Origin of the sequence: Pseudomonas sp. FP2335, from assembly GCF_030687535.1 — a bacterium.
Lineage (GTDB): Bacteria > Pseudomonadota > Gammaproteobacteria > Pseudomonadales > Pseudomonadaceae > Aquipseudomonas.
Genome location: NZ_CP117437.1, coordinates 3813703 through 3836141 on the forward strand (window position 1 = coordinate 3813703; position 22439 = coordinate 3836141).

Genomic DNA, 22439 nt, shown 5'->3' on the forward strand with positions numbered 1-22439 from the left:
TTTACGGCGCCGGTGTCGGCAGGGGCGCAATTGCTTCTGTTGGTGCCGGTAGCGCCGGGTTGCTGGTCGCCGGTGCGGCGGCAGGCTCTTGCTGCGGCGCAATCGGCGCGGGTTCCACAGGCGGCGCAAGCGGCTCTGAAACGGCAGGCTCTTCCTTCGGCGCCTCGACCTTCTCGGCAGCCGGAGCGACTTTAGGCTCTGGCACGCCCAAGTCAGCTTTCGGCTGCTCGGGAATATGCTCGGCCTTTTTCACTTCCTGGGGCAGGAACACATCCACCAGCGCAAAGTAACGCTCGTAGAACTTCGGCGCCGAAACGGTCTCGCTTGCGACTTTGACCATTGAGTCATCGGTGGAGCCAATCGGCATCGACACCGAACCCAGCACGCCAACTCCCAGGCTCGCGGAGTTGTTGACCTTCTTCAGCGCGTAGCGATCCTGCAAGGCGTTGGCAAACATCGTCGAGTGGTTGGTGCCTTTGCCATCATCGGCGCACACCACGTTGAAGCTGATCTGCAGATGAGTCTCGCCGGTCTGCTGGAAACTCTTGTTACCCACCACCAACTTCGGATCGCTGCTGGTGATGATGTAGCCCTGGCTGAGCAGGGCGCGTCGCGCCGCTTCGCACGCCGCCACATCACTGACCGGATAGGATCGGGAAAAGGTGCCGGAGTCGTCGAAATTCTCATGTTCATAAATAGCGGTCTTGGGTGACGAGCAGCCCGCGGCGCCCGCCAGCACCAGCGCCAACCCAAGGCTGCGCAAGTGAAATGATGTCGACATTGAAAATCCTGAGCAAAACAGTTCGGGCGGTATTGTGCAACAGAACGAGGCCTTGGCGCGCGCATTCCTGTCGGTAAAACGTCACAGCCTTACGTCGTGGGCCCCGCAGGAAAAAGCCCTGCGCACATATGATCAATAAATACGCGCAATTTGGCCGAGGCGTGGCGACTTGATGGCCACAGCAGCCAGAAACTGCCACGGTGTTCCAGGTAGTCATCCAGCACCCGCTGCAAGCGCCCTTCCCGCACGGCCTGGTTGACCATGTAATCAGGCAGGCAGGCGATGCCCAACCCCTCGTGCACCACATGGTTGAGGGACTCGATGGTGGTGCTGACCAGCGGTGTACGCAGGATCGGTTCTGCCGCGCCGGCTTCGAGGCGCAAGGGCCAGGGCTCCAGCTTGCCGGTCGCACAGAACTTGTGCCGCAGGCACGCGTGATCGTTCAAGTGCCGCGGCTGTTGTGGGGTGCCGTGTTCCTGGAAATACGCCGGCGTACCCACCAGCACCAGTTGGTAATGCCCCAGGTGGCGTGCCATCAGGCGCGAATCTTCCGGCTTGCCGGTGCGAATCACCGCGTCGAACCCTTCCTCGATCACATCCACCATGCGGTCGGAAAAATCCACATCCAGCTCGATCTGCGGATAGGCCCGCATGAAGTCGCTGAGCACCGGCATCAATAAACCGCGTACCTGCGGCACACTGATGCGTAGTTTGCCCCGAGGCGTGGCGCTGGCGTCGGTCAGCTCGCGCTCGGCGGCCTCGACCTCAGCCAGGATGCGCCGTGAACGCTCAAGGAACAGCGCCCCTTCGGCGGTCAAAGTGATACTGCGCGTACTGCGGTGGAACAGGCGCACACCGAGACGCTCCTCCATGCGTGCGATGCTTTTGCCTACAGCCGAGGAGGAAATACCTAACACTCGACCGGCAGCGGTAAAACTGCGGGCCTCCGCCACCTGCACGAATACCGAAAGGCTGCCCAGACTGTCCATGATGTGGCCCTCAATTGCGGACACTGATGTCCGATAAGTTCGGAACCTTAGCCTGTTTTTCCGCACCCCGCAGCCCCCTACCCTGTGTCCTGGCCTTTTGCAGGGATACAGCGTTATGACATCACTTACCGAGTCCACCCCAACAGCCCAGCATGACGGGTTGCCGCTGGGCGGTTTATTGGCACTGGCGTTTGCCGGGTTTATCACCATCCTCACCGAAGCCATGCCCGCCGGGCTGCTGCCACAAATGGGCGAAGGCCTGGGTGTGTCACCCGCGCTCGTCGGCCAATTGGTCACGCTTTACGCCTTGGGTTCCTTGCTCGCGGCCATCCCGCTGACGATGTGGACCCGTGGCTGGCGCCGACGGCCATTGCTGCTGGTGGCCATTGGCGGCTTTGCCGTGGTCAACAGCATCACCGCATTCTCCAGCCATTACGGGCTGACCCTGGTGGCGCGCTTTTTCGCCGGAGTTTTCGCCGGGTTGCTCTGGGCGTTGCTGGCGGGTTACGCAAGCCGGATGGTCGCGCCACATCTGCAAGGCCGGGCGATTGCCTTGGCGATGCTGGGGGCACCGCTGGCGTTGTCGCTGGGGGTCCCCGCGGGGACTTTGCTCGGCACCGTCGTAGGCTGGCGCCTGAGCTTTGCGATCATGACCGGGCTGACGCTCGTGCTGCTGATCTGGGCCCGCTGGACCTTGCCGGACTTTGCCGGGCAAACCGCAGGCAAACGCCTGGGGTTGCGTCAGGTACTGACCCTGCCCGGGATTCGTCCGGTGTTATGGATAACGTTTACCTACGTGCTGGCCCACAACATTCTCTATACCTACGTCGCCCCGTTGTTGGTGCCCGCCGGACTTGCGGGCGAGATTGACCGTGTGCTGCTGGTGTTCGGCTTGGCCGCGCTGTTGAGCATCTGGCTGACGGGCGTGTTGATCGATCGCTGGTTGCGCAAGCTGGTGCTGATCAGTTGCGCGTTGTTCGGGCTGATCGCCCTGGCGCTGGCGTTCTGGATCACTTCGCCGAGCGTGATCTACCTCTGCGTGGCCTTGTGGGGCCTGGCGTTCGGTGGCCTGCCAGCCCTGCTGCAAACGGCATTGGCCAAGGCAGCCGGCGACTCGGCGGATGCCGCACAATCGATGCTGGTCACCGTTTGGAACCTGGGCATCGCAGGTGGAGGATTGGTCGGTGGCGTGTTGTTGCAAGGCTGGGGCGTGATTGCATTTCCATGGGCGGTGGTGGTGTTGATGCTCCTGGCCCTTTGCAAACGCCCATGAAAAAGCCCCCGGTCTTTTCAGGCCGAGGGCTTTTTATTCAAGCGGGCATCAGAATTTCTTGATGTCAGCCTGGGTTTCCAACTGCTTGCGGTACGCAGCAAAGTCCTGCTGACCACTGCGGGAAGCGAGGAAGCGGCGGATTTGCGCCTTTTCTTCGTCCGTCGGGGCAACAGCCTCGTTGACGCCGTTCAAGCGCACGATCACCAGGCTGCCGTCAGCCAGGGTCACGGTGGTAAAGGTCGGCTTGTCCTTGGCCGCAGGCTTTGGCATGCGGAACAGGGCTTGCAGCACGGCTGGGTCGATAGATTCCTGATTGCGGGTGGCCGCTTCAGTCACTTTCCACGCCTGGCCGTCGATGGCTTGATTCAGCGGGGTCTTGCCATCACGCAGGCTGGCGATCAACTCGTCAGCGTGGACCTTGGCCGCCGCACTGGCACGTTCCTTGGTCATCTGGGCGCGAATCGCCGCTGCAACGCTTTCCAGCGGCAGTTGCGTTGGCTTCAGATGCTCTTTGGCACGCAGTACGATGATGGTTTCCGGGTCCAGTTCGATGGCGCTGCTGTTGGCACCCTCATCCAGCACTTCCGGGCTGAACGCTGCGGTGATCACGGCACGGTTGGCCGCAATGCCTTCGCCACCTTCACGACCAAACGGCGCGGAGGTGTGCACGGTCAGCTTCAGGTCGGACGCTGGCTGGGCCAGGTCGGAGGCTTCGAATGCCGCATCTTCCAATTGCTTGGTCGCTTCGACAAAACGCTGCTCAACCTGCTGGGTCTTGAGGTCGCGGGTCAGCTTGTCTTTCAGGCTGGCAAACGATGGCACTTGAGGTGCTTCAACGCCCAACAGCTTGATCAGGTGCCAACCGAAGGTCGAACGAACCGGCGCCGACACCTGATCCTTGTTCAACGCGTACAAGGCAGTTTCGAAGTCTGGATCGTAGACGCCAGGACCGGCAAAACCGAGGTCGCCGCCGTTGTTGGCCGAACCTGGGTCCTGGGAGAACTCCTTGGCCAGGGCTTCGAACTTCTCGCCCTTGGCCAGGCGTGCCTGGATGTCTTCGATCTTCGCCTTGGCTTGCGCGTCGGTGACCTTGTCGTTGACTTCAATCAGGATGTGCGCGGCACGACGCTGTTCAGCGAGGTTGGCGGTTTCTTTCTGATAGGCAGCCTGCAGATCTTCGTCCTTGACGCTGACTTGATCAAAGAACGATGCCTTCTTCAGCTCCAGATAGTCGATGACCACTTGGTCCGGCGTCATGAACTCTTTGGCGTGCTGGTCGTAGTAAGCCTTGACCTCGTCGTCGGTGAGCTTCACCGCGGCCGGGTTGGCCTTGATATTGACGGTGGCGAAATCGCGGGTCTGTTTTTCCAGACGGGCGAATGCCAGCACTTCGGCATCGGTGACGAAACCGCTGCCGGCGATACCTGCGCGAACCTGGCCGATGAGCATTTCCTGGGTCAGCATCTGACGGAATTGCATACGGCTGTAGCCCAGCTGACGGATCACCTGATCAAAGCGCTCGGGGCTGAACTTGCCATCCACCTGGAACTCGGGGGTCAGCAGGATCGTTTGATCCAGTGCCGCCTCGGAGAAGCCGAACTTGGAGTCGGCAGCGCCTTGCAGCAACAGCTTGCGATCGATCAGACCCTTGAGGGCCGCTTCGCGCAGCAGTTTTTCGTCCAGCAGTGAAGCATCGAAATCCTTGCCCAGCTGTTGCATCAGCTGACGGCGTTGCATGTCGACGGCCTGGCTCAATTCGGTTTGAGTAATCTCTTCACCGTTGACCTTGGCCACGTCCTGCTTGTTGTTACCCGATGCCTGGAAAATGGCCTCGATACCGGTGAACGCCATCAACGCGACGATGATCCCGATAATGGTCTTGGCAATCCAGCCTTGTGAATTGTCCCTGATATTTTGCAGCATGCGTCCCCCAGAAACGGTTGAACTTCAAAAATTGGCAACCGTGGAGCGTGGGTAGAGTACGGATATAAGAAAGGCGCATCCAAGGATGCGCCTTCTCGCAACTGGCGGAGCGGACGGGGTTGGTATCTGCCCCCGGCTTGGCGACCCGATGGATACATGGGTCTGCTGCCGCTCCGCTGCCAGGTCGAACCTGCGTTCGACCCGGGTAGGTAAAGGCTGGATCGAAGCTTAGTTAACGGCTTCTTTCAGGGCTTTACCGGCTTTGAAACCTGGTTTCTTGGCAGCAGCGATTTGCAGTGCTTTGCCAGTCTGTGGGTTACGGCCAGTGCGAGCTGGGCGGTCGGTCACAGAGAAAGTACCGAAGCCTACCAGTACTACGGAGTCGCCGGCCTTCAGAGCGCCAGTGACGGATTCGATTACTGCATCCAGCGCACGGCCAGCAGCAGCTTTCGGGATATCAGCGGATGCAGCGATAGCATCAATCAGTTCCGACTTGTTCACTCTAAGTCCCCTTATATATCTATTGAGTATGATTCTAAGTTTTTTGGTAAACAGCAAAAATCAGTGCTGAATGGCCTACAGACACTTATAAGAGCCGCTTTATAACAAGGGCTCTAAAAAGCTGTCAAGGAAGCCCCCAGGCTTATTCGCATTAATGCGTGCTAATTCTTTCCTTGGAATCAGACTCGCGCTTTTCATCCTTTGCGACTATCTCCGGAGCCACATCCGGCAAGGGCTCCGGCGCGTATTGCAGCGCAATTTGCAGGACCTCGTCAATCCATTTAACCGGTTTAATCTGCAGATCCTGCTTGATGTTGTCAGGAATTTCCTTCAAGTCGCGAACATTCTCTTCAGGAATGATCACGGTCTTGATCCCGCCACGATGTGCCGCAAGCAATTTCTCTTTCAAGCCACCAATGGCCAGTACCTGACCGCGCAAGGTAATTTCGCCGGTCATGGCCACGTCAGCTCGCACAGGAATACCAGTCAACGCCGACACCAGGGCCGTGCACATGCCTACACCTGCGCTAGGACCATCCTTCGGGGTCGCCCCTTCCGGCATGTGGATGTGCGTATCGTGCTTCTCGTGGAAGTCCAGGGGAATCCCCAGGCTCTTGGCGCGGCTGCGCACCACGGTCTGTGCGGCGGTGATGGATTCGACCATCACGTCACCCAGCGAACCGGTCTTGATCAGCTGGCCTTTGCCAGGGATCACCGCGGCTTCGATGGTCAGCAATTCGCCACCCACCTGGGTCCACGCCAGGCCGGTGACCTGACCGACTTGATCCTGCTGCTCGGCCAGGCCGTAGCTGAATTTACGCACGCCGAGGAAGTGTTCCAGGGAGTCAGCCGTGACCTTCACCGAGAAGCGTTTTTCCAGTGCATGTTCCTTGACCGCCTTGCGGCAGATCTTCGCGATCTGGCGCTCCAGGCCCCGTACACCGGCCTCGCGGGTGTAATAACGCACGATGTCGCGGATGGTCCCGACCTCGAATTCGATCTCGCCCTTCTTCAGGCCGTTGGCAGAAATCTGCTTGGGCGCGAGGTATTTGACGGCGATGTTGATCTTCTCGTCTTCGGTGTAACCCGGCAGACGAATCACCTCCATCCGGTCCAGCAAGGCTGGCGGGATGTTCATGGAGTTGGAGGTGCACAGGAACATTACGTCGGACAGATCGTAGTCGACCTCCAGGTAATGGTCGTTGAAATTATGGTTCTGCTCAGGGTCGAGCACTTCGAGCAAGGCCGATGCCGGATCGCCACGCATGTCGCTGCCCATTTTGTCGATTTCATCGAGCAGGAACAGCGGGTTGCGCACACCCACCTTTGTCATCTTTTGAATCAATCTTCCTGGCATCGAACCGATGTAAGTACGGCGATGACCACGGATTTCCGCCTCATCCCGCACGCCACCGAGGGCCATGCGCACGAATTTGCGGTTGGTCGCATTGGCAATCGATTCGGCCAGGGAGGTTTTACCCACACCCGGTGGACCGACCAGGCACAACACCGGACCACGAATTTTCTTCACGCGCTTTTGCACCGCGAGGTATTCGAGGATGCGTTCTTTGACTTCCTCAAGACCGTAGTGGTCGGCATCAAGGATGTCTTCGGCACGGGCCAGGTCCAGGCGCACTTTGGTCTGGGCCTTCCACGGCACCTGCACCAGCCAGTCGATGTAGGAACGAACCACGGTGGCTTCGGCCGACATCGGCGACATCTGCTTGAGCTTGTTCAACTCGGCAGTGGCCTTGGTCAGGGCGTCTTTAGGCAGGCCGGCGGCATCGATGCGCTTTTTCAGCTCCTCGATTTCGTTGTGGCCTTCCTCGCTGTCGCCGAGCTCTTTCTGAATGGCCTTCATCTGCTCATTCAGGTAGTACTCGCGCTGGCTACGCTCCATTTGTTTCTTCACACGACCACGGATGCGCTTCTCGACCTGCAGCAGGTCGATTTCGGCATCCAGCAGCGCCAACACGTGTTCAACACGGGTCGACAGGTCGATGATTTCGAGGATGTCCTGCTTCTGCTCGATCTTCAGCGCCATGTGCGCGGCCATGGTATCGACCAGGCGGCTTGGCTCATCAATGCTGTTGAGGGACGACAGGACTTCAGCCGGGACCTTCTTGCCCAACTGCACATACTGCTCGAACTGCGAGAGCAGGCTGCGTACAAAGACTTCGGATTCGCGCTCCGGCGCTTCGACTTCGTCGATCAGCGCCACTTCAGCGCGCAGGTGGCCGTCCACCTCCATGAAGCGCTCGACCGCACCGCGCTGCTCGCCTTCGACCAGCACCTTGACGGTGCCATCAGGCAGCTTGAGCAATTGCAGGACAGTGGCAATGGTGCCGACGCGATACAGGGCATCTTCGCCCGGATCATCATCAGCGGGATTCTTCTGGGCCAACAGCAGGATTTGCTTGTCGCCCGTCATCGCGGCTTCGAGCGCCTCGATTGACTTCTCGCGCCCCACGAACAGCGGGATAACCATGTGCGGATAGACGACGACATCACGCAACGGCAGGAGAGGCAATTCAATGGTGGTCTTCATGATTTCGCCTCTATGACAGATGAAAAATAAACTTGAAACCAAGATGGGGGCTGCATGCAAAAAAAACAAGCTTAATGCCAGCAGGAAAACGCAGGAAAAATCCCGCAATTAAAAGTGAGTGCAAAAACAAAGGGGCCCCTAGAGGCCCCTTGTTTGTAAAGCAACTGCAAAACGCTTACGCGTCGGGCGCAGCCTTGGCAGTCGGCTCACTGTTTTCGTAGATATACAGTGGCTTGGACTTACCTTCTATAACGCTTTCGTCGATCACCACTTTACTCACCTCGGACTGCGAGGGGATTTCGTACATGGTGTCGAGCAACACGCCTTCCAGGATAGAACGCAGACCACGTGCACCGGTCTTGCGCTCCAGCGCCCGCTTGGCCACCGATTTGAGCGCGTCGGTACGGAACTCGAGGTCCACACCTTCCATCTCGAACAGCTTGGCGTATTGCTTGGTCAGGGCGTTTTTCGGCTCGGTGAGGATCTGAATCAGAGCAGCCTCATCCAGCTCGTCCAACGTCGCCAGGACCGGCAGACGACCAACGAATTCCGGGATCAGACCGAACTTGACCAGATCGTCAGGCTCGACTTCACGCAGGGACTCGCCAACCTTCTTGCCTTCTTCCTTGCTGCGTACTTCCGCACTGAAACCAATACCACCACGGGTGGAACGTTGTTGAATTACTTTTTCCAGACCAGAGAACGCACCGCCACAGATAAACAGGATGTTACGCGTATCAACCTGTAGGAATTCCTGCTGCGGGTGCTTGCGGCCGCCTTGTGGCGGTACAGAAGCAACTGTGCCTTCGATCAGTTTCAACAGGGCTTGCTGCACGCCTTCACCGGAAACGTCCCGGGTGATCGACGGGTTGTCGGACTTGCGCGAGATCTTGTCGATTTCGTCGATGTAGACAATACCCATCTGGGCCTTCTCTACGTCGTAGTCGCACTTCTGCAGCAGTTTCTGAATGATGTTCTCGACGTCTTCACCCACGTAGCCAGCCTCGGTGAGGGTGGTGGCGTCGGCGATGGTGAACGGAACGTTCAGCAGGCGAGCGAGGGTTTCTGCCAGCAGGGTTTTACCCGAGCCTGTAGGACCGATCAGCAAGATGTTGCTCTTGCCGAGTTCGACCTCGTCACCTTTCTTGTCACGCTGGTTCAAGCGTTTGTAGTGGTTATACACCGCTACGGCCAGAACCTTCTTTGCACGCTCTTGACCGATGACATACTGGTCAAGGATGCCACTGATTTCTTTAGGCGAAGGCAATTTATGCGCACTGCTCTCGGCCTGGGCTTCCTGCACCTCCTCGCGGATGATGTCATTGCACAGGTCGACGCACTCGTCGCAGATAAACACCGAGGGGCCGGCAATCAACTTGCGCACTTCATGCTGGCTTTTGCCACAGAAGGAGCAATAGAGCAGCTTGCCGTTGTCCTCGCCGTTGCGGGTGTCAGTCATTCGTTCGATCCAAATCCGATAGGCTTGCAACACAAGATGAAGGCTTATGCGGGCTTTTTCAAGCCCGCAAGTGGTCGGGCATGCCGACCAGCCCTATTTTGAGCGGCTTAATTAAGCTGGGCGACGGTCAATCACTTTGTCGATCAGGCCATAGGCTTGCGCGGCTTCGGCACTCATGAAGTTGTCACGGTTGGTGTCGCGCTCGATTTCTTCCAGGGTACGTCCGCTGTGCTTGGCCATCAGCGTGTTGAGACGCTCACGGATAAACAGGATTTCCTTGGCATGGATCTCGATGTCCGACGCCTGGCCTTGGAAACCGCCCAGTGGTTGGTGAATCATCACGCGCGAGTTCGGCAGGCAGAAGCGCTTGCCCTCGGCACCCGCGGTCAGCAGGAATGCGCCCATGCTGCAGGCCTGGCCAATGCAGGTGGTCGACACGTTCGGCTTGATGAACTGCATGGTGTCGTAGATCGACATACCCGCCGTCACCGAACCGCCTGGGGAGTTGATGTAGAGATGGATGTCCTTGTCCGGGTTTTCGGCTTCAAGGAACAGCAGCTGCGCACAGATCAGGTTGGCCATGTAGTCCTCTACGGGGCCAACCAGAAAGATCACTCGCTCCTTGAGCAGGCGCGAGTAGATGTCGTAGGCGCGTTCGCCACGAGCGGACTGCTCTACAACCATCGGGACCAGGCCGCCAGCGGCCTGGATATCAGAGTTCTGCTGAATATAGGAATTACGGAACATGCTCTGCAGTTACTCCCAAATAGTCATGTCTTGAAAACGCATAAGCCAGCGCGAGGCTGGCTTATGGTTGTATTTCCAACGAGTTGGACAATCAGTCGGCTTGTGCTGCTTCCGCCGGTTTGACTGCTTCTTCGTAAGAGACCGCTTTATCGGTCACCTTAGCCTTCTGCAGAACAGTATCCACAACTTGTTCTTCCAGCACAACCGAACGTACTTCGTTCAGCTGCTGGTCGTTCTTGTAGTACCAAGCCACGACCTGCTCAGGCTCCTGGTAGGCCGAAGCCATTTCCTGGATCATTTCGCGAACGCGATCTTCGTCAGGCTTGAGCTCGAACTGCTCAACCACTTTGGCCACGACCAGACCCAGCACAACGCGACGCTTGGCTTGCTCTTCGAACAGCTCGGCCGGCAGTTGATCAGGCTTGATGTTGCCACCGAACTGCTGAACCGCTTGAACGCGCAGGCGATCCACTTCGTTGGACAGCAGGGCCTTAGGCACTTCGATCGGGTTGGCGGCCAGCAGACCGTCCATGACCTGGTTCTTCACCTTGGACTTGATAGCCTGGCGCAGCTCGCGCTCCATGTTCTTGCGAACTTCGGTGCGGAAACCTTCCAGGGTCGCTTCCTTGATGCCGAATTGAGCGAAGAACTCTTCGTTCAGCTCTGGCAGCTTAGGCTCGGAAACGCTGTTGACGGTCACGGTGAACTCGGCGGCTTTACCAGCCAGGTCCAGGTTCTGGTAGTCAGCAGGGAAAGTCAGGTTCAGAACACGCTCTTCGCCGGCTTTAGCGCCAACCAGACCGTCTTCGAAACCAGGGATCATGCGGTTGGAACCCAGCACCAGCTGAGTACCCTTGGCGGAGCCGCCAGCGAATACTTCGCCGTCAACCTTGCCAACGAAATCGATGTTCAGTTGGTCTTCGTTCTGAGCGGCGCGATCGGTCACTTCAAAACGGGTGTTCTGCTTGCGCAGGATTTCCAGCATGTTGTCCAGGTCGGCATCGGCCACGTCAGCGCTCAGGCGCTCTACGGCGATACCTTCGAAGCCGGCAACTTCGAATTCCGGGAACACTTCGAATACGGCAACGTATTCCAGGTCCTTGCCAGCTTCCAGGGACTTAGGCTCGATCGACGGCGAGCCAGCAGGCTTCAGGTTCTGCGCTTCTACGGCTTCGTAGAAGGAAGCCTGGATCACGTCACCCACAGCGTCCTGGCGCGCATCAGCACCAAAACGACGCTTGATTTCGCTCATTGGCACTTTGCCTGGACGGAAACCAGCGATCTTGGCCTTCTGGGCAGTCTGCTGCAGACGCTTGTTGACCGCAGTCTCAATACGCTCTGCCGGCACGGTAATGCTCAGGCGGCGCTCGATAGCAGTAGTATTTTCAACAGAAACTTGCATGGATATTCCTCGTTGCACAGACGTTAGCCGGCCATTTCCGACCCCAATCAAGGGCATGCATTCTAGAGGGTCAAACTCAAGAAGTCACCCTACTGCAAATACGCCCGAAAACAGCCGGCAATTTATCGGTACGAAGGCACTGATGCACCCCGCCCCGGTGACAAATACACCCCATCACGCCAGGGCTCTGCGTCGCCCCTTCTATATATAGAAGAGGTCGTCATCCACCTCCCTGACGGCCCACCCCGCAAACAGGGCAAGCAGACAGCGCGGTATCATCGAGACACATAAATACGATGAAACGCCCTGCCGTTGCGGCCCAGCACCTGCGGCCGCGAAAACCAGAACTGCCAAAACCAAAAAAGGCGCCAGACTGTTAAATCTGGCGCCTTTCGAATATGGGGTGGACGAAGGGGATCGAACCCTCGACAACGGGAGTCACAATCCCGTGCTCTACCAACTGAGCTACGCCCACCATATTGCATTAACAAAGAACTCAAACATCTTCTTTGTTGAACCTCACCTCACCTTGCGGCAGGGCGACGCCTTGAAATTGGTGCGGATGAAGAGACTCGAACTCTTACGCCTCGCGGCGCTGGAACCTAAATCCAGTGTGTCTACCAATTCCACCACATCCGCGCTGGAGCTCTTAAAGCAAAGGCGCCAGACGATTAATCTGGCGCCTTTTCAAAATATGGGGTGGACGAAGGGGATCGAACCCTCGACAACGGGAGTCACAATCCCGTGCTCTACCAACTGAGCTACGCCCACCATCTAACACTACTTGTGCCAAAGCTGCCTAATGGCGCACCCGGCAGGACTCGAACCTGCGACCATCCGCTTAGAAGGCGGATGCTCTATCCAGCTGAGCTACGGGCGCCTTATTAATCTGTACTCTTGGAGGATTACAAACTAAGTGCTTCCAGCCTTGCAGAACAACACTCTATTCTGCTCGACCTTCTTAACCAGTGCTAGGCTGTGCCCGACAAGTGCGACGAATAGTATAGACGCCCCGGAAAGCCGTCAAATCTTTTTTGAAAAAAATTCATTTTATTTAAGGGGTTAGGGCAATTTGCAGACCAAGCGCCTTTGCCCTCACGCTGTGGCATGCGAGAATGCGCACACATTTCTTCCCCCTCTCGATGGTTAATCACGCGTAATGACTGCACAACTTATCGACGGCAAATCAATCGCCGCCAGCCTGCGCCAGCAGATCGCCAAACGCGTCACCGAGCGTAGCCAGCAAGGCCTGCGCACGCCTGGCCTCGCGGTGATCCTGGTCGGCAGCGATCCTGCCTCTCAGGTTTATGTCTCGCACAAGCGTAAAGACTGTGAAGAGGTCGGCTTTATTTCCAAGGCCTACGACTTGCCTTCCGACACCACCCAACAGGCCCTGACCGACCTGATCGACAGCCTTAATGACGACCCGGCAATGGACGGCATCCTGCTGCAATTGCCGCTGCCCGAGCACCTGGACGCGTCCAAGCTGCTGGAGCGTATCCGCCCGGACAAGGACGTCGACGGCTTCCACCCCTATAACGTCGGCCGCCTGGCCCAGCGCATCCCGCTGCTGCGCCCTTGCACCCCCAAAGGCATCATGACCCTGCTGGAAAGCACCGGTGTCGACCTGTACGGTCTGGACGCCGTAGTCGTGGGCGCCTCCAATATCGTAGGTCGCCCAATGGCCATGGAACTGCTGCTGGCCGGCTGCACCGTGACCGTCACCCACCGCTTCACCAAGGACCTTGCCGGCCACGTCGGCCGCGCCGACCTGGTGGTGGTTGCCGCCGGCAAGCCAGGCCTGGTCAAGGGTGAGTGGATCAAGCAAGGCGCCATCGTCATCGACGTGGGCATCAACCGCCAGGAAGACGGCAAGCTGGTCGGCGACGTGGTCTACGACACCGCCCTGCCCCGCGCCGGCTGGATCACTCCAGTGCCAGGCGGCGTCGGCCCGATGACCCGCGCCTGCCTGCTGGAAAACACGCTGTATGCGGCAGAAACCCTGCACAGCTAATAACCAGCAGCACTGAAAAAGCCCTGCCTTATCGCAGGGCTTTTTATTGCCCGGCATAAAAACCTTTTTTTCTTAGTTTTTAAGCACTTTCGTCTGGTTCTCGAAGAACATTCGACAGTTTCTGATCCATACTTCTAGAATGTAACGTAATTTTTCAAAGCACCCGTTTTCCAACGGTATTTCCTTACTTCTTAGCGAGTTCATCCGCGTGAAAATTCGTCTCTCCATCGCCAGCCTATTTTTTGTATTTACAGGCACCTTCGCGCACGCCGCCGAGACCATCCAGGCCCCGCGCGACACCTCCAAACTGCAGATCGCTTCCGGCAGTGCCATGCTCGTGGATCTGCAGACCAACAAAGTCATCTACTCCAGCAACCCCGACGTGGTGGTGCCGATTGCCTCGGTGAGCAAGCTGATGACCGGCCTGATTGTGCTCGAAGCCAAGCAGAACATGGACGAATACATCGACATCAACATCAAGGACACGCCAGAAATGAAAGGCGTGTTCTCCCGCGTGAAGATCGGCAGCGAAATGCCGCGCAAAGAAATGCTGTTGATCGCGCTGATGTCCTCGGAAAACCGCGCCGCCGCCAGCCTGGCCCACCACTACCCGGGCGGCTACCCGGCGTTTATCGCCGCAATGAATGCCAAGGCCAAGGCGCTGGGCATGACCAGCACCCACTACGTCGAGCCCACCGGCCTGTCGATCCACAACGTATCGACTGCCCGCGACCTGAGCAAATTGCTGGCCGCCGCGCGCCACTACCCGATGCTCAGCCAACTGAGCACCACCAAGGAAAAGACGGTGTCGTTCCGCAAACCCAACTACACCCTGGGTTTCTCCAACACAGACCACCTGATCAACCGCGCCAATTGGGACATCAAGCTGACCAAGACCGGCTTCACCAACCAGGCCGGCCACTGCCTGGTGCTGGTGACCAGCATGGGGAATCGTCCGGTATCGCTGGTGATTCTGGATGCCTTCGGCAAATTCACGCACTTTGCCGATGCCAGCCGCATTCGCAACTGGGTCGAGACCGGCAAGAGCGGCTCGGTGCCGGATGTAGCGTTGCGCTACAAGGCCGACAAGAATCTGAAAAACCGCCCGAACGCGGCAGAAGTACGCCGCTAAAAGAATGTGGGAGCGGGCCTGTGTGGGAGCGGGCTTGCTCGCGAATGCGGTGTATCAGCGACAGATACCTCAGCCGACCCACCGCATTCGCGAGCAAGCCCGCTCCCACATCCCACACAAGCCTGTTCCCAAATGAGGTTTGCGACGTCCTGCTTTACTGTGTTTCTGCCAACACCTTGAGCGCCTGCGCCGCCGCCCGCTCCTGCCCGGCCTGGGCCGTGGCGTTCGCCGCCTCACGCCAGCGCTGCGCGTCCACCTTGGCAGGCAACTGGCTTGGCCGCTGGGTGAGGATCGCCCAACTCCCGGCGCTCTTCCACTTCGATTCAAACTCGCTGAAGCTCATCAACAGGCGCCGGTCCATCCCGGCGCGCAGCAGCACCGTGCTTTTCTGCTGATTGAACCCCACCACGACCACGTACCGTGCGTCAGACCACAGGCTGCCGCCAATCCGCGCCATCACCGGGTAACCGGCTGCAACCTGTGCCAGCAACGCCGTCAGCTGGGTATCCAGCGGATACACCATCAACCCGTACTCACGCGCCAGCACCTGCATGTTGCGCTCCAGGTCCGCCTCGCCGCCCGGCAAGCGCAGCGGCTTATCCAGCAGACCCGGTGTCATCACAATGCCTTGTTGCGACAGCATGCTGGCCAGAGCAGCAGGGCCACTCTGATAAGCCTCGCTGCGGAAAGTCGGCACGCCATTGAGCTCGACCCGCTCCGGCAGGCCCGGCAGTTTCGACGGGTGCCCGGAACAGGCCGCGAGCCCCAGGGCAAAGGCCAGCAACAAGGATGTTTTTACGTTCGACCGTAACCGCAATTTTTTACTCTCTTGATCAACTGCCGGTAAGGGCCCTGATCATAGGACGCTCTGCCACGCGGGTATAGCCTCAGGCGTCAGTAAAGCGTGCGGCATAGAGCAAACAAGTTGGACGGACACGACCATTGGTCAATAGCAGGCAACCGCCAGGTAGCTAGACTGTCCATTGAGAAGACTGTGTGTGCCCCGAGCGGGGCGAAAGGAGGCCCTGATGAGCCTTGCAACGACGATAATCCTGTTGATCTGTGGTTGGCTGGCCGTTGCCGCCGCCATGTTGTGGGGGGTGCTGCGTATTGCCCGTCGACACCACCCCCACGCCAAACCCGCCAAGCCCCACAAGGCCGCGGTGCACCACGCCTAACCAGGCATGCAGCTGAAATCCTGGGTCGCGGCAACTTCCTTGCCGTGGCCATCCTTCAGCGACGCGCGCACGGTAGTGCCCAGGCTCGACTCCACCAGGGTGTAGTGCTCACCGGCCTTGAAATTCTTGTACTCGACCCGCCCCTGGCAGTCCTGCTGATTGTCGTCGCCCGGTTCTTCCTCGTACAACGTCACGTCCAGGCGATGGTCGCCCGGTGTCACTTCAAAAAAGCGCCCATCGTCCACGCGCTTGCCATCCACGCGTTCGGCCATCAGGTCATTCGGCGCTTCTTCCTTCAATCCTATCCATGCTTCGCTCGGGTCCGCCTTGGGGATCGGGCCGGCGCACGCCGACAACAACAGCACGGCACCGAGGGTTGGAATCAACAACAGAGGTTTAAGTGACATGGCAGGGCTCCAAAAAAGACGATGTGTCCGATGGGTTACAAGCTTGCGGAGCCGACCTGTGTTGAACAAATGAATACGCATGAAACGATCTTCAGCCCCTTCCTAAATGTTCCTTCACCTGGCTGAAAGGCGCGTGTTAGGTGGGTCGGGCAAGACTGCCGGGGTTTGCAATCCTGCTCCTTTCGGAGGTTCACGCATGCTCGGGCTGGTAAAGACCGCACTGCAAAAGCCGTACACGTTTATCGTGTTGGCCATATTCATCTGCATCATCGGGCCGATGGCGGCCCTGCGCACCCCCACGGATGTGTTCCCCGACATCGGCATCCCCGTGGTCGCCGTGGTCTGGCAGTACAACGGCTTGTCGCCGGATGCCATGGCCGGTCGGGTGATCTACACCTACGAACGCTCCCTGAGCACCACTGTCAACGACATCGAACACATCGAATCGCAATCACTGCCCGGCATGGGCATCGTCAAGATCTTCTTCCAACCCGGCGTGGACATCCGCACCGCCAACGCCCAAGTGACCGCCGTGTCACAAACCGTGCTCAAGCAGATGCCACCCGGCATCACGCCGCCGTTGATCCTCAACTACAGCGCCTCCACCGTGCCGATCCTGCAACTGGCATTCTCCAGCCCGAGCCTGTCGGAAGCGAAGATCCGCGACCTGGTGCAGAACAATATCCGCCTGCCCCTCAGCGCCCTGCCCGGCCTGGCCATGCCCACGCCCATGGGCGGCAAGCAACGCCAGATCACCCTCGACCTCGACCCGCAGGCACTGGCCGCCAAAGGCCTGTCGGCCCAGGACGTGGGCACCGCCCTGGCCCTGCAAAACCAGATCATCCCGGTGGGCACCGCCAAACTCGGCCCCAACGAATACACGATCCTGCTCAATAACAGCCCCAAGGCGATCGATGAACTCAACGACTTGCCGATCAAGACCGTCGACGGCGCGCTGATCACTATCGGCCAAGTCGCCCACGTGCGTGACGGCTCGCCGCCGCAAACCAACATCGTACGTGTCGACGGCCACCGCGCCGTGCTGATGCCGGCCCTGAAAAACGGCAGCATCTCGACCCTGTCGATCATCGACGGCATCCGCCAGATGCTGCCGCGCATCGACGAAACCCTGCCACCCTCGCTGAAAACCTCGCTGCTGGGCGACGCCTCGGTGTTCGTCAAGCAATCGGTGGGCAGCGTGGCCCAGGAAGGCATCATCGCCGCCCTGCTGACCAGCGCGATGATCCTGCTATTCCTCGGCAGCTGGCGCTCGACCCTGATTATCGCCGCGTCGATTCCCCTGGCCGTGTTGTCAGCCATCGCGCTACTGGCCGTCAGCGGGCAAACCCTCAACGTGATGACCCTCGGCGGGCTGGCATTGGCGGTGGGGATTCTGGTGGACGACGCCACCGTGACCATCGAAAACATCAACTGGCACCTGGAACAAGGCAAGGCGGTGAAGACCGCGATCCTCGACGGCGCCGCGCAGATCGTCGGCCCCGCGTTCGTCTCGCTGCTGTGCATCTGCATCGTGTTCGTGCCGATGTTTATGCTGCAAGGCATCGCCGGTTACCTGTTCCGGCCGATGGCCCTGGCGGTGATCTTTGCCATGGCCAGCTCGTTCATCCTCTCGCGCACCCTGGTGCCGACACTCGCGATGTTTTTGCTCAAGCCGCACACGCCGGAACCGGGCGCGGGTCATCACCCGGAAGACGAGTTCATCAACCACCACGAGGGTGAGCAACACGCCAAACCGCGCCATGCCGCGCTGCAAGCGGTGCTGAATTTCCAGCAGGGTTTTGAGCGCCATTTCTCGAATATCCGCGACACCTATCACAGCCTGCTGCTGTTGGCGCTGGGCAATCGCAAGCGCTTTATCGTCGGCTTCCTGGCCTGCGTGCTCGCCTCGTTCCTGCTGCTGCCCAGCCTGGGCCAGGACTTCTTCCCGGTCACCGACGCCGGCGCCCTCGCCCTGCACGTGCGCCTGCCGCTGGGCACGCGCATCGAAGAAAGCGCCGCCGCCTTCGACCGCATCGAAGCGCGGATTCGCGAAGTGATCCCAAGCGATGAACTCGACACCATCGTCGACAACATCGGTATCCCGCTCAGCGGCATCGACATGGCCTACAGCAGCAGCGGCACCATCGGTCCACAGGATGGCGACATCCAGGTCAGCCTGAAACCACACCACGCGCCCACCGCCGACTACGTGAAAAAACTGCGCGAAGCCCTGCCGCAAAGTTTCCCTGGCAGCCACTTCGCGTTCCTGCCGGCCGACATCAGCAGCCAGATCCTCAACTTCGGCGCCCCGGCCCCGCTGGACGTGAAAATCTCCGGGCGCAACGATGCAGAAAACCGTGCCTATGCGGTGGAACTTGAACGCCGTCTTCAACACGTACCCGGCATCGCCGACCTGCGTATCCAGCAGTCCACCGGCTACCCGTCGTTGCAAGTCAATGTCGACCGCCTGCGCGCCAATGGCCTGGGCATCACCGAGCGTGACGTGACCAACAGCATGGTCGCCTCCCTCGCCGGCAGCTCGCAGACCGCGCCGACCTTCTGGCTCAACCCAGCCAACGGTGTGTCGTACTCGATCGTCGCAGCGACCCCGCAATACCGCCTCGACAGCCTGCCATCCCTGGAAGCCTTGCCGGTCACCGGCGCCGACGGCCAATCGCAGATCCTCGGCGGCGTGGCGGACATCTCCCGCGTGCAAAGCCCGGCGGTGGTGACCCACTACAACATCGAGCCGACCCTGGACCTCTACGCCAACGTACAAGGCCGCGACCTCGGCGGCGTAGCGCGCGACGTGCAAAAAGTGCTGGATGACACCGCGTCGATGCGCCCCAAAGGCGCGACCATCAGCCTGCATGGGCAGATCGACGCATTGCATGAAGCCTTCAGCGGTTTAAGCCTGGGCCTGCTCGGTGCGGTGGTGCTGATCTACCTGCTGATCGTGGTCAACTTCCAGTCGTGGGCCGACCCGTTCGTGATCATCACGGCATTGCCGGCCGCACTCGCGGGGATCGTATGGATGCTGTTCCTCAGCGGCACCTCGTTGTCGGTGCCGGCGCTCACCGGCGCGATCCTGTGCATGGGCGTGGCCACCGCCAACTCGATCCTGGTGGTGAGCTTCTGCCGCGAACGCCTGGCCGAACATGGCGATGCGCTCAAAGCCGCGATGGAGGCCGGTTACACGCGTTTTCGCCCGGTGTGCATGACCGCCCTGGCGATGATCATCGGCATGTTGCCACTGGCCCTTTCCGAAGAACAAAACGCCCCCCTTGGCCGGGCGGTGATCGGTGGGTTGATCTTCGCAACCATCGCCACCCTGTTGTTTGTCCCCGTGGTCTTCAGCCTGGTCCACGGTCGTCACCCTACTCGCGCAGTTGCTGGAGAAACCCCACATGTCGCCTGATCACAAACCCTCGCGCAAGCGTCTGATGCTCATGGGTGTCGGCGGCCTGACCCTGGCCGCCCTGCTGGTCGCCAACGGCCTGCACGCCCGCACGTTGCATGAACAAGCAGTGACCGCCTGGACGGAAACCGCTGCCATTCCCCAGGTGCTGGTGTTCCAGCCGCAACAGAACGCCGCCGGCGATACCCTGCGGTTGCCGGCGCACCTGGAAGCGTGGAGCAAGGCACCGATCCACGCGCGGGTCAGCGGCTATTTGAAGGACTGGAAAGCCGACATCGGCACCCAGGTCAAGGCCGGGCAGGTTCTCGCCGAAATCGACAGCCCTGACCTCGACCAGCAACTGGCCCAAGCCCATGCACGACTGGTGCAGGAACAAGCCAACGCACGCCTGGCGCAAACCACCGCGACCCGCTGGCAAAACCTGCTGGCCAGCCACTCGGTGTCACGCCAGGAGGCCGATGAAAAAACCTCCAACGCCGCCGCCGCGAAGGCCAACGCCGACGCCGCCGCCGCCGACTGCGCGCGCCTGTCGGCCCTGGCCAGCTACAAGACCATCCGCGCACCGTTCGCCGGCACCATCACCGCACGCAACACCGACATCGGCCAGTTGATCAAGGCCGATACCGACAGCGATCCGGAGTTGTTCAACATCGCCGACACTCACCAACTGCGCCTGTATGTGCCGGTGCCGCAGAACTATGCCGCGGTGATCCACCCGGGCCTTGAAGCCGAACTGACGGTGCCCGAGCATCCTGGCCAACACTTCAAGGCGCGGCTGATCGGCGACTCCACCGCCATCGACCGCCGCTCCGGCACCCTGCTCGCACAGTTCGTCGCCGACAACCCCAACGGCGAACTGCTGCCCGGTGACTACGCCGAGGCGACGCTGCCGATTCCGGCCGACACCCACGGCGTGAGCATCCCGGCCAGTGCGCTGATCTTCCGCGCCCAAGGCACTCAGGTCGCGGTGCTGGATGCGCACAACCACGTGCACCTGCAAACCATCCACATCGGCCTCGACCTCGGCGAACGCCTGGTGATCGACCAGGGCCTCAAACCCGCCGACCGAGTGGTCGACAATCCGCCCGATGCCCTGCGCGAAGGCGATCCGGTGCAACTGGCGGACGCCAGCGGAGGTGCCCATGCGCCCAAGGCTTAACCCCCTCGCCGCCTTGATGCTGCTGGCCTTGCAGGGCTGCTCCATGGCACCGACCTATCAAGTGCCCTCGGTCAACCTGCCGGCGGGCTATCGCGAACAGACCCGCGATGGCCCATGGCACAGCGCGCAACCGGCCGACACTTTGGCGCCGGCATGGTGGAAGCTCTACAACGATGCGCGCCTGAACGACCTGCAACAGCAACTGCTCAAGGCCAACCCGGACCTCGCGGCGGCACTGGCCCACTTCGATGCGTCCCAGGCATACGCCAGCCAATTGCATGCCGGGCTGTTCCCGCAAATCAGCGCCAGTGCGCAGCCACTGCGCCAACGGCAATCCGACTCGCGACCGCTGCGGGGCAGCACCCAGCCATCGGTGTACAACAGCAATACCGCCGGGTTTTCGTTGAGCTACGACCTGGACCTGTGGGGCAGAGTCCGCAACCAGGTCGCCGCCGGCGATGCCCAGGCACAGGCCTCTGGCGACGACCTGGCAGTGGCCCGCTTGAGCCTGCAGCATCAGTTGGCGAGCTTGTATGTGCAGCTCAACGGGCTGGATGCACAGGCACGCATTCTCAACAGCTCGCTGGAGGACTTCAGCCAGGCATTGCAACTGACCCGCAGCCGCTATGAAGGCCAGATCGCCTCGGAACTGGACCTGACCCGCGCACAAAACCAACTGGCCGAAGCCAAGGCGCAATTGGATGACATCCACGGCCAGCGCAACCTCACTGAGCATGCGATAGGCGAATTGGTCGGTGTGGCGGCCAGCGATTTCACGCTACCGCCGAGCCCACAGTTGATCGCGCTGCCGCAGATCCCAACGCAGTTGCCCAGCCACCTGCTGCAACGTCGCCCGGACATTGCCGCAGCAGAACGACGAGTGTTCGCCGCCAATGCCAATATCGGCGTGGCCAAGGCGGCGTGGTACCCGGATTTCAGCTTGACCGGCTTGATCGGCGGGCAGACCCAAGGCGTCGGCAACCTGCTTTCGGCAGGCAATCGCTATTGGGCGCTGGGGCCGCTGGTCAACTTGCCGATCTTCGACGGCGGTCGTTTGAGCGCCAATGAACGCCAAGCCAAGGCCGAATTCGAAGAAGCCTCGGCGCAGTACCGCAGCCACGTGTTGAGAGCCGTGCGCGAAGTCGAAGACAACCTGGCGCAACTGCGGGATTTGCAGCAGCAAGCCCAGGATGAACAAGCGGCGGCAGATGCGGCGCAGCATACCCAAGCGCTGGCGATGAACAGCTACCAGGCGGGCGCCGTGAGTTACCTGGATGTGGTGACCGCCCAAACCGCCGCGTTGCAGGCACAGCGGACATTACAGGCGGTGCAAACGCGGCAGTTGCAAGCAAGTGTCGGCCTGCTCACCGCCCTCGGCGGCGGCTGGCACAACACCTTGTAGTGAGCGGGCTTGCCCGCGCTGGGGGGCGAAGCCGCCCCAAATCCAGACGCCTCGGTCTTTCTGATACACCGCGGCGGACCGTTTGGGGCGGCTTCGCCCCCCAGCG

General features: G+C 59.9%; 17 protein-coding genes and 4 tRNA genes. 7 read left to right on the forward strand and 14 right to left on the reverse strand.

What is annotated here, in order from left to right; translation table 11 throughout:
* Position 1: 1 nt before the first annotated feature.
* On the reverse strand, positions 2–781 hold the full coding sequence (locus tag PSH81_RS16985; RefSeq protein WP_192296646.1) for a DUF2242 domain-containing protein: 780 nt from the start codon (positions 779–781) through the stop codon (positions 2–4).
* 89 nt (positions 782–870) lie between these two features.
* Positions 871–1770 (reverse strand): LysR family transcriptional regulator, encoded by a 900-nt coding sequence (locus PSH81_RS16990; RefSeq protein ID WP_305391140.1) that lies wholly within the window; start codon positions 1768–1770, stop codon positions 871–873.
* Positions 1771–1885: 115 nt separating this feature from the next.
* Between PSH81_RS16990 and PSH81_RS16995 the strand changes: the two genes are divergently transcribed.
* The gene (locus tag PSH81_RS16995) at positions 1886–3043 is read left to right on the forward strand and encodes an MFS transporter (protein WP_305391141.1); all 1158 of its coding nucleotides are present in this window, start codon (positions 1886–1888) and stop codon (positions 3041–3043) included.
* A gap of 48 nt (positions 3044–3091) precedes the next feature.
* On the opposite strand, the gene PSH81_RS17000 is transcribed toward PSH81_RS16995, so the two are convergent.
* From PSH81_RS17000 to PSH81_RS17045, 10 genes are all read right to left on the reverse strand, one after another.
* The gene (locus tag PSH81_RS17000) at positions 3092–4966 is read right to left on the reverse strand and encodes a SurA N-terminal domain-containing protein (protein WP_226456444.1); all 1875 of its coding nucleotides are present in this window, start codon (positions 4964–4966) and stop codon (positions 3092–3094) included.
* A gap of 228 nt (positions 4967–5194) precedes the next feature.
* On the reverse strand, positions 5195–5467 hold the full coding sequence (locus PSH81_RS17005) for an HU family DNA-binding protein (RefSeq protein WP_003174819.1): 273 nt from the start codon (positions 5465–5467) through the stop codon (positions 5195–5197).
* 151 nt (positions 5468–5618) lie between these two features.
* A complete protein-coding gene (lon, locus tag PSH81_RS17010) occupies positions 5619–8015 on the reverse strand; it encodes an endopeptidase La (RefSeq protein ID WP_192296650.1) in 2397 nt (798 codons plus the stop codon).
* Between the two features lie 175 nt (positions 8016–8190).
* Positions 8191–9474, reverse strand: a complete 1284-nt coding sequence (clpX, locus tag PSH81_RS17015; RefSeq protein ID WP_003238279.1) for an ATP-dependent Clp protease ATP-binding subunit ClpX — start codon at positions 9472–9474, stop codon at positions 8191–8193.
* A gap of 111 nt (positions 9475–9585) precedes the next feature.
* Positions 9586–10221, reverse strand: a complete 636-nt coding sequence (gene clpP, locus PSH81_RS17020; protein WP_071487154.1) for an ATP-dependent Clp endopeptidase proteolytic subunit ClpP — start codon at positions 10219–10221, stop codon at positions 9586–9588.
* Between the two features lie 91 nt (positions 10222–10312).
* Positions 10313–11623 carry a trigger factor gene (gene tig / locus PSH81_RS17025; RefSeq protein WP_226456446.1) on the reverse strand — a complete coding sequence of 437 codons (1311 nt, stop codon included), beginning with the start codon at positions 11621–11623 and terminating at the stop codon, positions 10313–10315.
* Between the two features lie 399 nt (positions 11624–12022).
* Positions 12023–12098, reverse strand: a tRNA-His gene (locus PSH81_RS17030).
* Between the two features lie 79 nt (positions 12099–12177).
* Positions 12178–12262, reverse strand: a tRNA-Leu gene (locus tag PSH81_RS17035).
* Between the two features lie 56 nt (positions 12263–12318).
* Positions 12319–12394: transfer RNA gene (locus PSH81_RS17040), tRNA-His, on the reverse strand.
* Positions 12395–12426: 32 nt separating this feature from the next.
* Positions 12427–12503 (reverse strand) — tRNA-Arg (locus tag PSH81_RS17045).
* Positions 12504–12782: 279 nt separating this feature from the next.
* On the opposite strand from PSH81_RS17045, the gene folD reads away from it, so the two are divergent.
* The gene (gene folD, locus PSH81_RS17050) at positions 12783–13637 is read left to right on the forward strand and encodes a bifunctional methylenetetrahydrofolate dehydrogenase/methenyltetrahydrofolate cyclohydrolase FolD (RefSeq protein ID WP_192296652.1); all 855 of its coding nucleotides are present in this window, start codon (positions 12783–12785) and stop codon (positions 13635–13637) included.
* Between the two features lie 208 nt (positions 13638–13845).
* Entirely contained in the window at positions 13846–14769 is a 924-nt protein-coding gene (gene pbpG, locus PSH81_RS17055) for a D-alanyl-D-alanine endopeptidase (protein ID WP_226456447.1), read from the forward strand.
* 154 nt (positions 14770–14923) lie between these two features.
* On the opposite strand, the gene PSH81_RS17060 is transcribed toward pbpG, so the two are convergent.
* Positions 14924–15586 carry a cysteine peptidase family C39 domain-containing protein gene (locus PSH81_RS17060; RefSeq protein ID WP_226456448.1) on the reverse strand — a complete coding sequence of 221 codons (663 nt, stop codon included), beginning with the start codon at positions 15584–15586 and terminating at the stop codon, positions 14924–14926.
* Between the two features lie 211 nt (positions 15587–15797).
* On the opposite strand from PSH81_RS17060, the gene PSH81_RS17065 reads away from it, so the two are divergent.
* Entirely contained in the window at positions 15798–15947 is a 150-nt protein-coding gene (locus PSH81_RS17065) for a hypothetical protein (RefSeq protein WP_192296655.1), read from the forward strand.
* On the opposite strand, the gene PSH81_RS17070 is transcribed toward PSH81_RS17065, so the two are convergent.
* Positions 15944–16354: a hypothetical protein gene (locus PSH81_RS17070; RefSeq protein ID WP_226456449.1), complete on the reverse strand. Its 411-nt coding sequence runs from the start codon at positions 16352–16354 to the stop codon at positions 15944–15946. The genes PSH81_RS17065 and PSH81_RS17070 overlap by 4 nt on opposite strands.
* A gap of 196 nt (positions 16355–16550) precedes the next feature.
* Between PSH81_RS17070 and PSH81_RS17075 the strand changes: the two genes are divergently transcribed.
* Genes PSH81_RS17075 through PSH81_RS17085 form a run of 3 tightly spaced genes read left to right on the forward strand, consistent with a single transcriptional unit; the run spans position 16551 to position 22333 of the window.
* Entirely contained in the window at positions 16551–19772 is a 3222-nt protein-coding gene (locus tag PSH81_RS17075) for an efflux RND transporter permease subunit (protein ID WP_305391142.1), read from the forward strand.
* Positions 19762–20931: an efflux RND transporter periplasmic adaptor subunit gene (locus PSH81_RS17080; protein WP_226456451.1), complete on the forward strand. Its 1170-nt coding sequence runs from the start codon at positions 19762–19764 to the stop codon at positions 20929–20931. The genes PSH81_RS17075 and PSH81_RS17080 overlap by 11 nt, the downstream gene beginning before the upstream one ends.
* Entirely contained in the window at positions 20915–22333 is a 1419-nt protein-coding gene (locus tag PSH81_RS17085) for an efflux transporter outer membrane subunit (RefSeq protein WP_305391143.1), read from the forward strand. Before PSH81_RS17080 ends, PSH81_RS17085 begins: the two co-directional genes overlap by 17 nt.
* Positions 22334–22439: the final 106 nt, after the last annotated feature.

What these genes read in the sequence shown, in the direction of transcription:
- PSH81_RS17080 (WP_226456451.1), top strand. Translation starts at nt 19,762, where the DNA reads ATGTCGCCTGATCACAAACCCTCGCGCAAGCGTCTGATGCTCATGGGT.
- folD (WP_192296652.1), top strand. Translation starts at nt 12,783, where the DNA reads ATGACTGCACAACTTATCGACGGCAAATCAATCGCCGCCAGCCTGCGC.
- PSH81_RS16990 (WP_305391140.1), bottom strand. Translation starts at nt 1,770, where the DNA reads ATGGACAGTCTGGGCAGCCTTTCGGTATTCGTGCAGGTGGCGGAGGCC.
- PSH81_RS17085 (WP_305391143.1), top strand. Translation starts at nt 20,915, where the DNA reads ATGCGCCCAAGGCTTAACCCCCTCGCCGCCTTGATGCTGCTGGCCTTG.
- PSH81_RS16995 (WP_305391141.1), top strand. Translation starts at nt 1,886, where the DNA reads ATGACATCACTTACCGAGTCCACCCCAACAGCCCAGCATGACGGGTTG.
- PSH81_RS17070 (WP_226456449.1), bottom strand. Translation starts at nt 16,354, where the DNA reads ATGTCACTTAAACCTCTGTTGTTGATTCCAACCCTCGGTGCCGTGCTG.
- clpP (WP_071487154.1), bottom strand. Translation starts at nt 10,221, where the DNA reads ATGTTCCGTAATTCCTATATTCAGCAGAACTCTGATATCCAGGCCGCT.
- PSH81_RS17065 (WP_192296655.1), top strand. Translation starts at nt 15,798, where the DNA reads ATGAGCCTTGCAACGACGATAATCCTGTTGATCTGTGGTTGGCTGGCC.
- PSH81_RS16985 (WP_192296646.1), bottom strand. Translation starts at nt 781, where the DNA reads ATGTCGACATCATTTCACTTGCGCAGCCTTGGGTTGGCGCTGGTGCTG.
- PSH81_RS17075 (WP_305391142.1), top strand. Translation starts at nt 16,551, where the DNA reads ATGCTCGGGCTGGTAAAGACCGCACTGCAAAAGCCGTACACGTTTATC.
- lon (WP_192296650.1), bottom strand. Translation starts at nt 8,015, where the DNA reads ATGAAGACCACCATTGAATTGCCTCTCCTGCCGTTGCGTGATGTCGTC.
- PSH81_RS17000 (WP_226456444.1), bottom strand. Translation starts at nt 4,966, where the DNA reads ATGCTGCAAAATATCAGGGACAATTCACAAGGCTGGATTGCCAAGACC.
- clpX (WP_003238279.1), bottom strand. Translation starts at nt 9,474, where the DNA reads ATGACTGACACCCGCAACGGCGAGGACAACGGCAAGCTGCTCTATTGC.
- tig (WP_226456446.1), bottom strand. Translation starts at nt 11,623, where the DNA reads ATGCAAGTTTCTGTTGAAAATACTACTGCTATCGAGCGCCGCCTGAGC.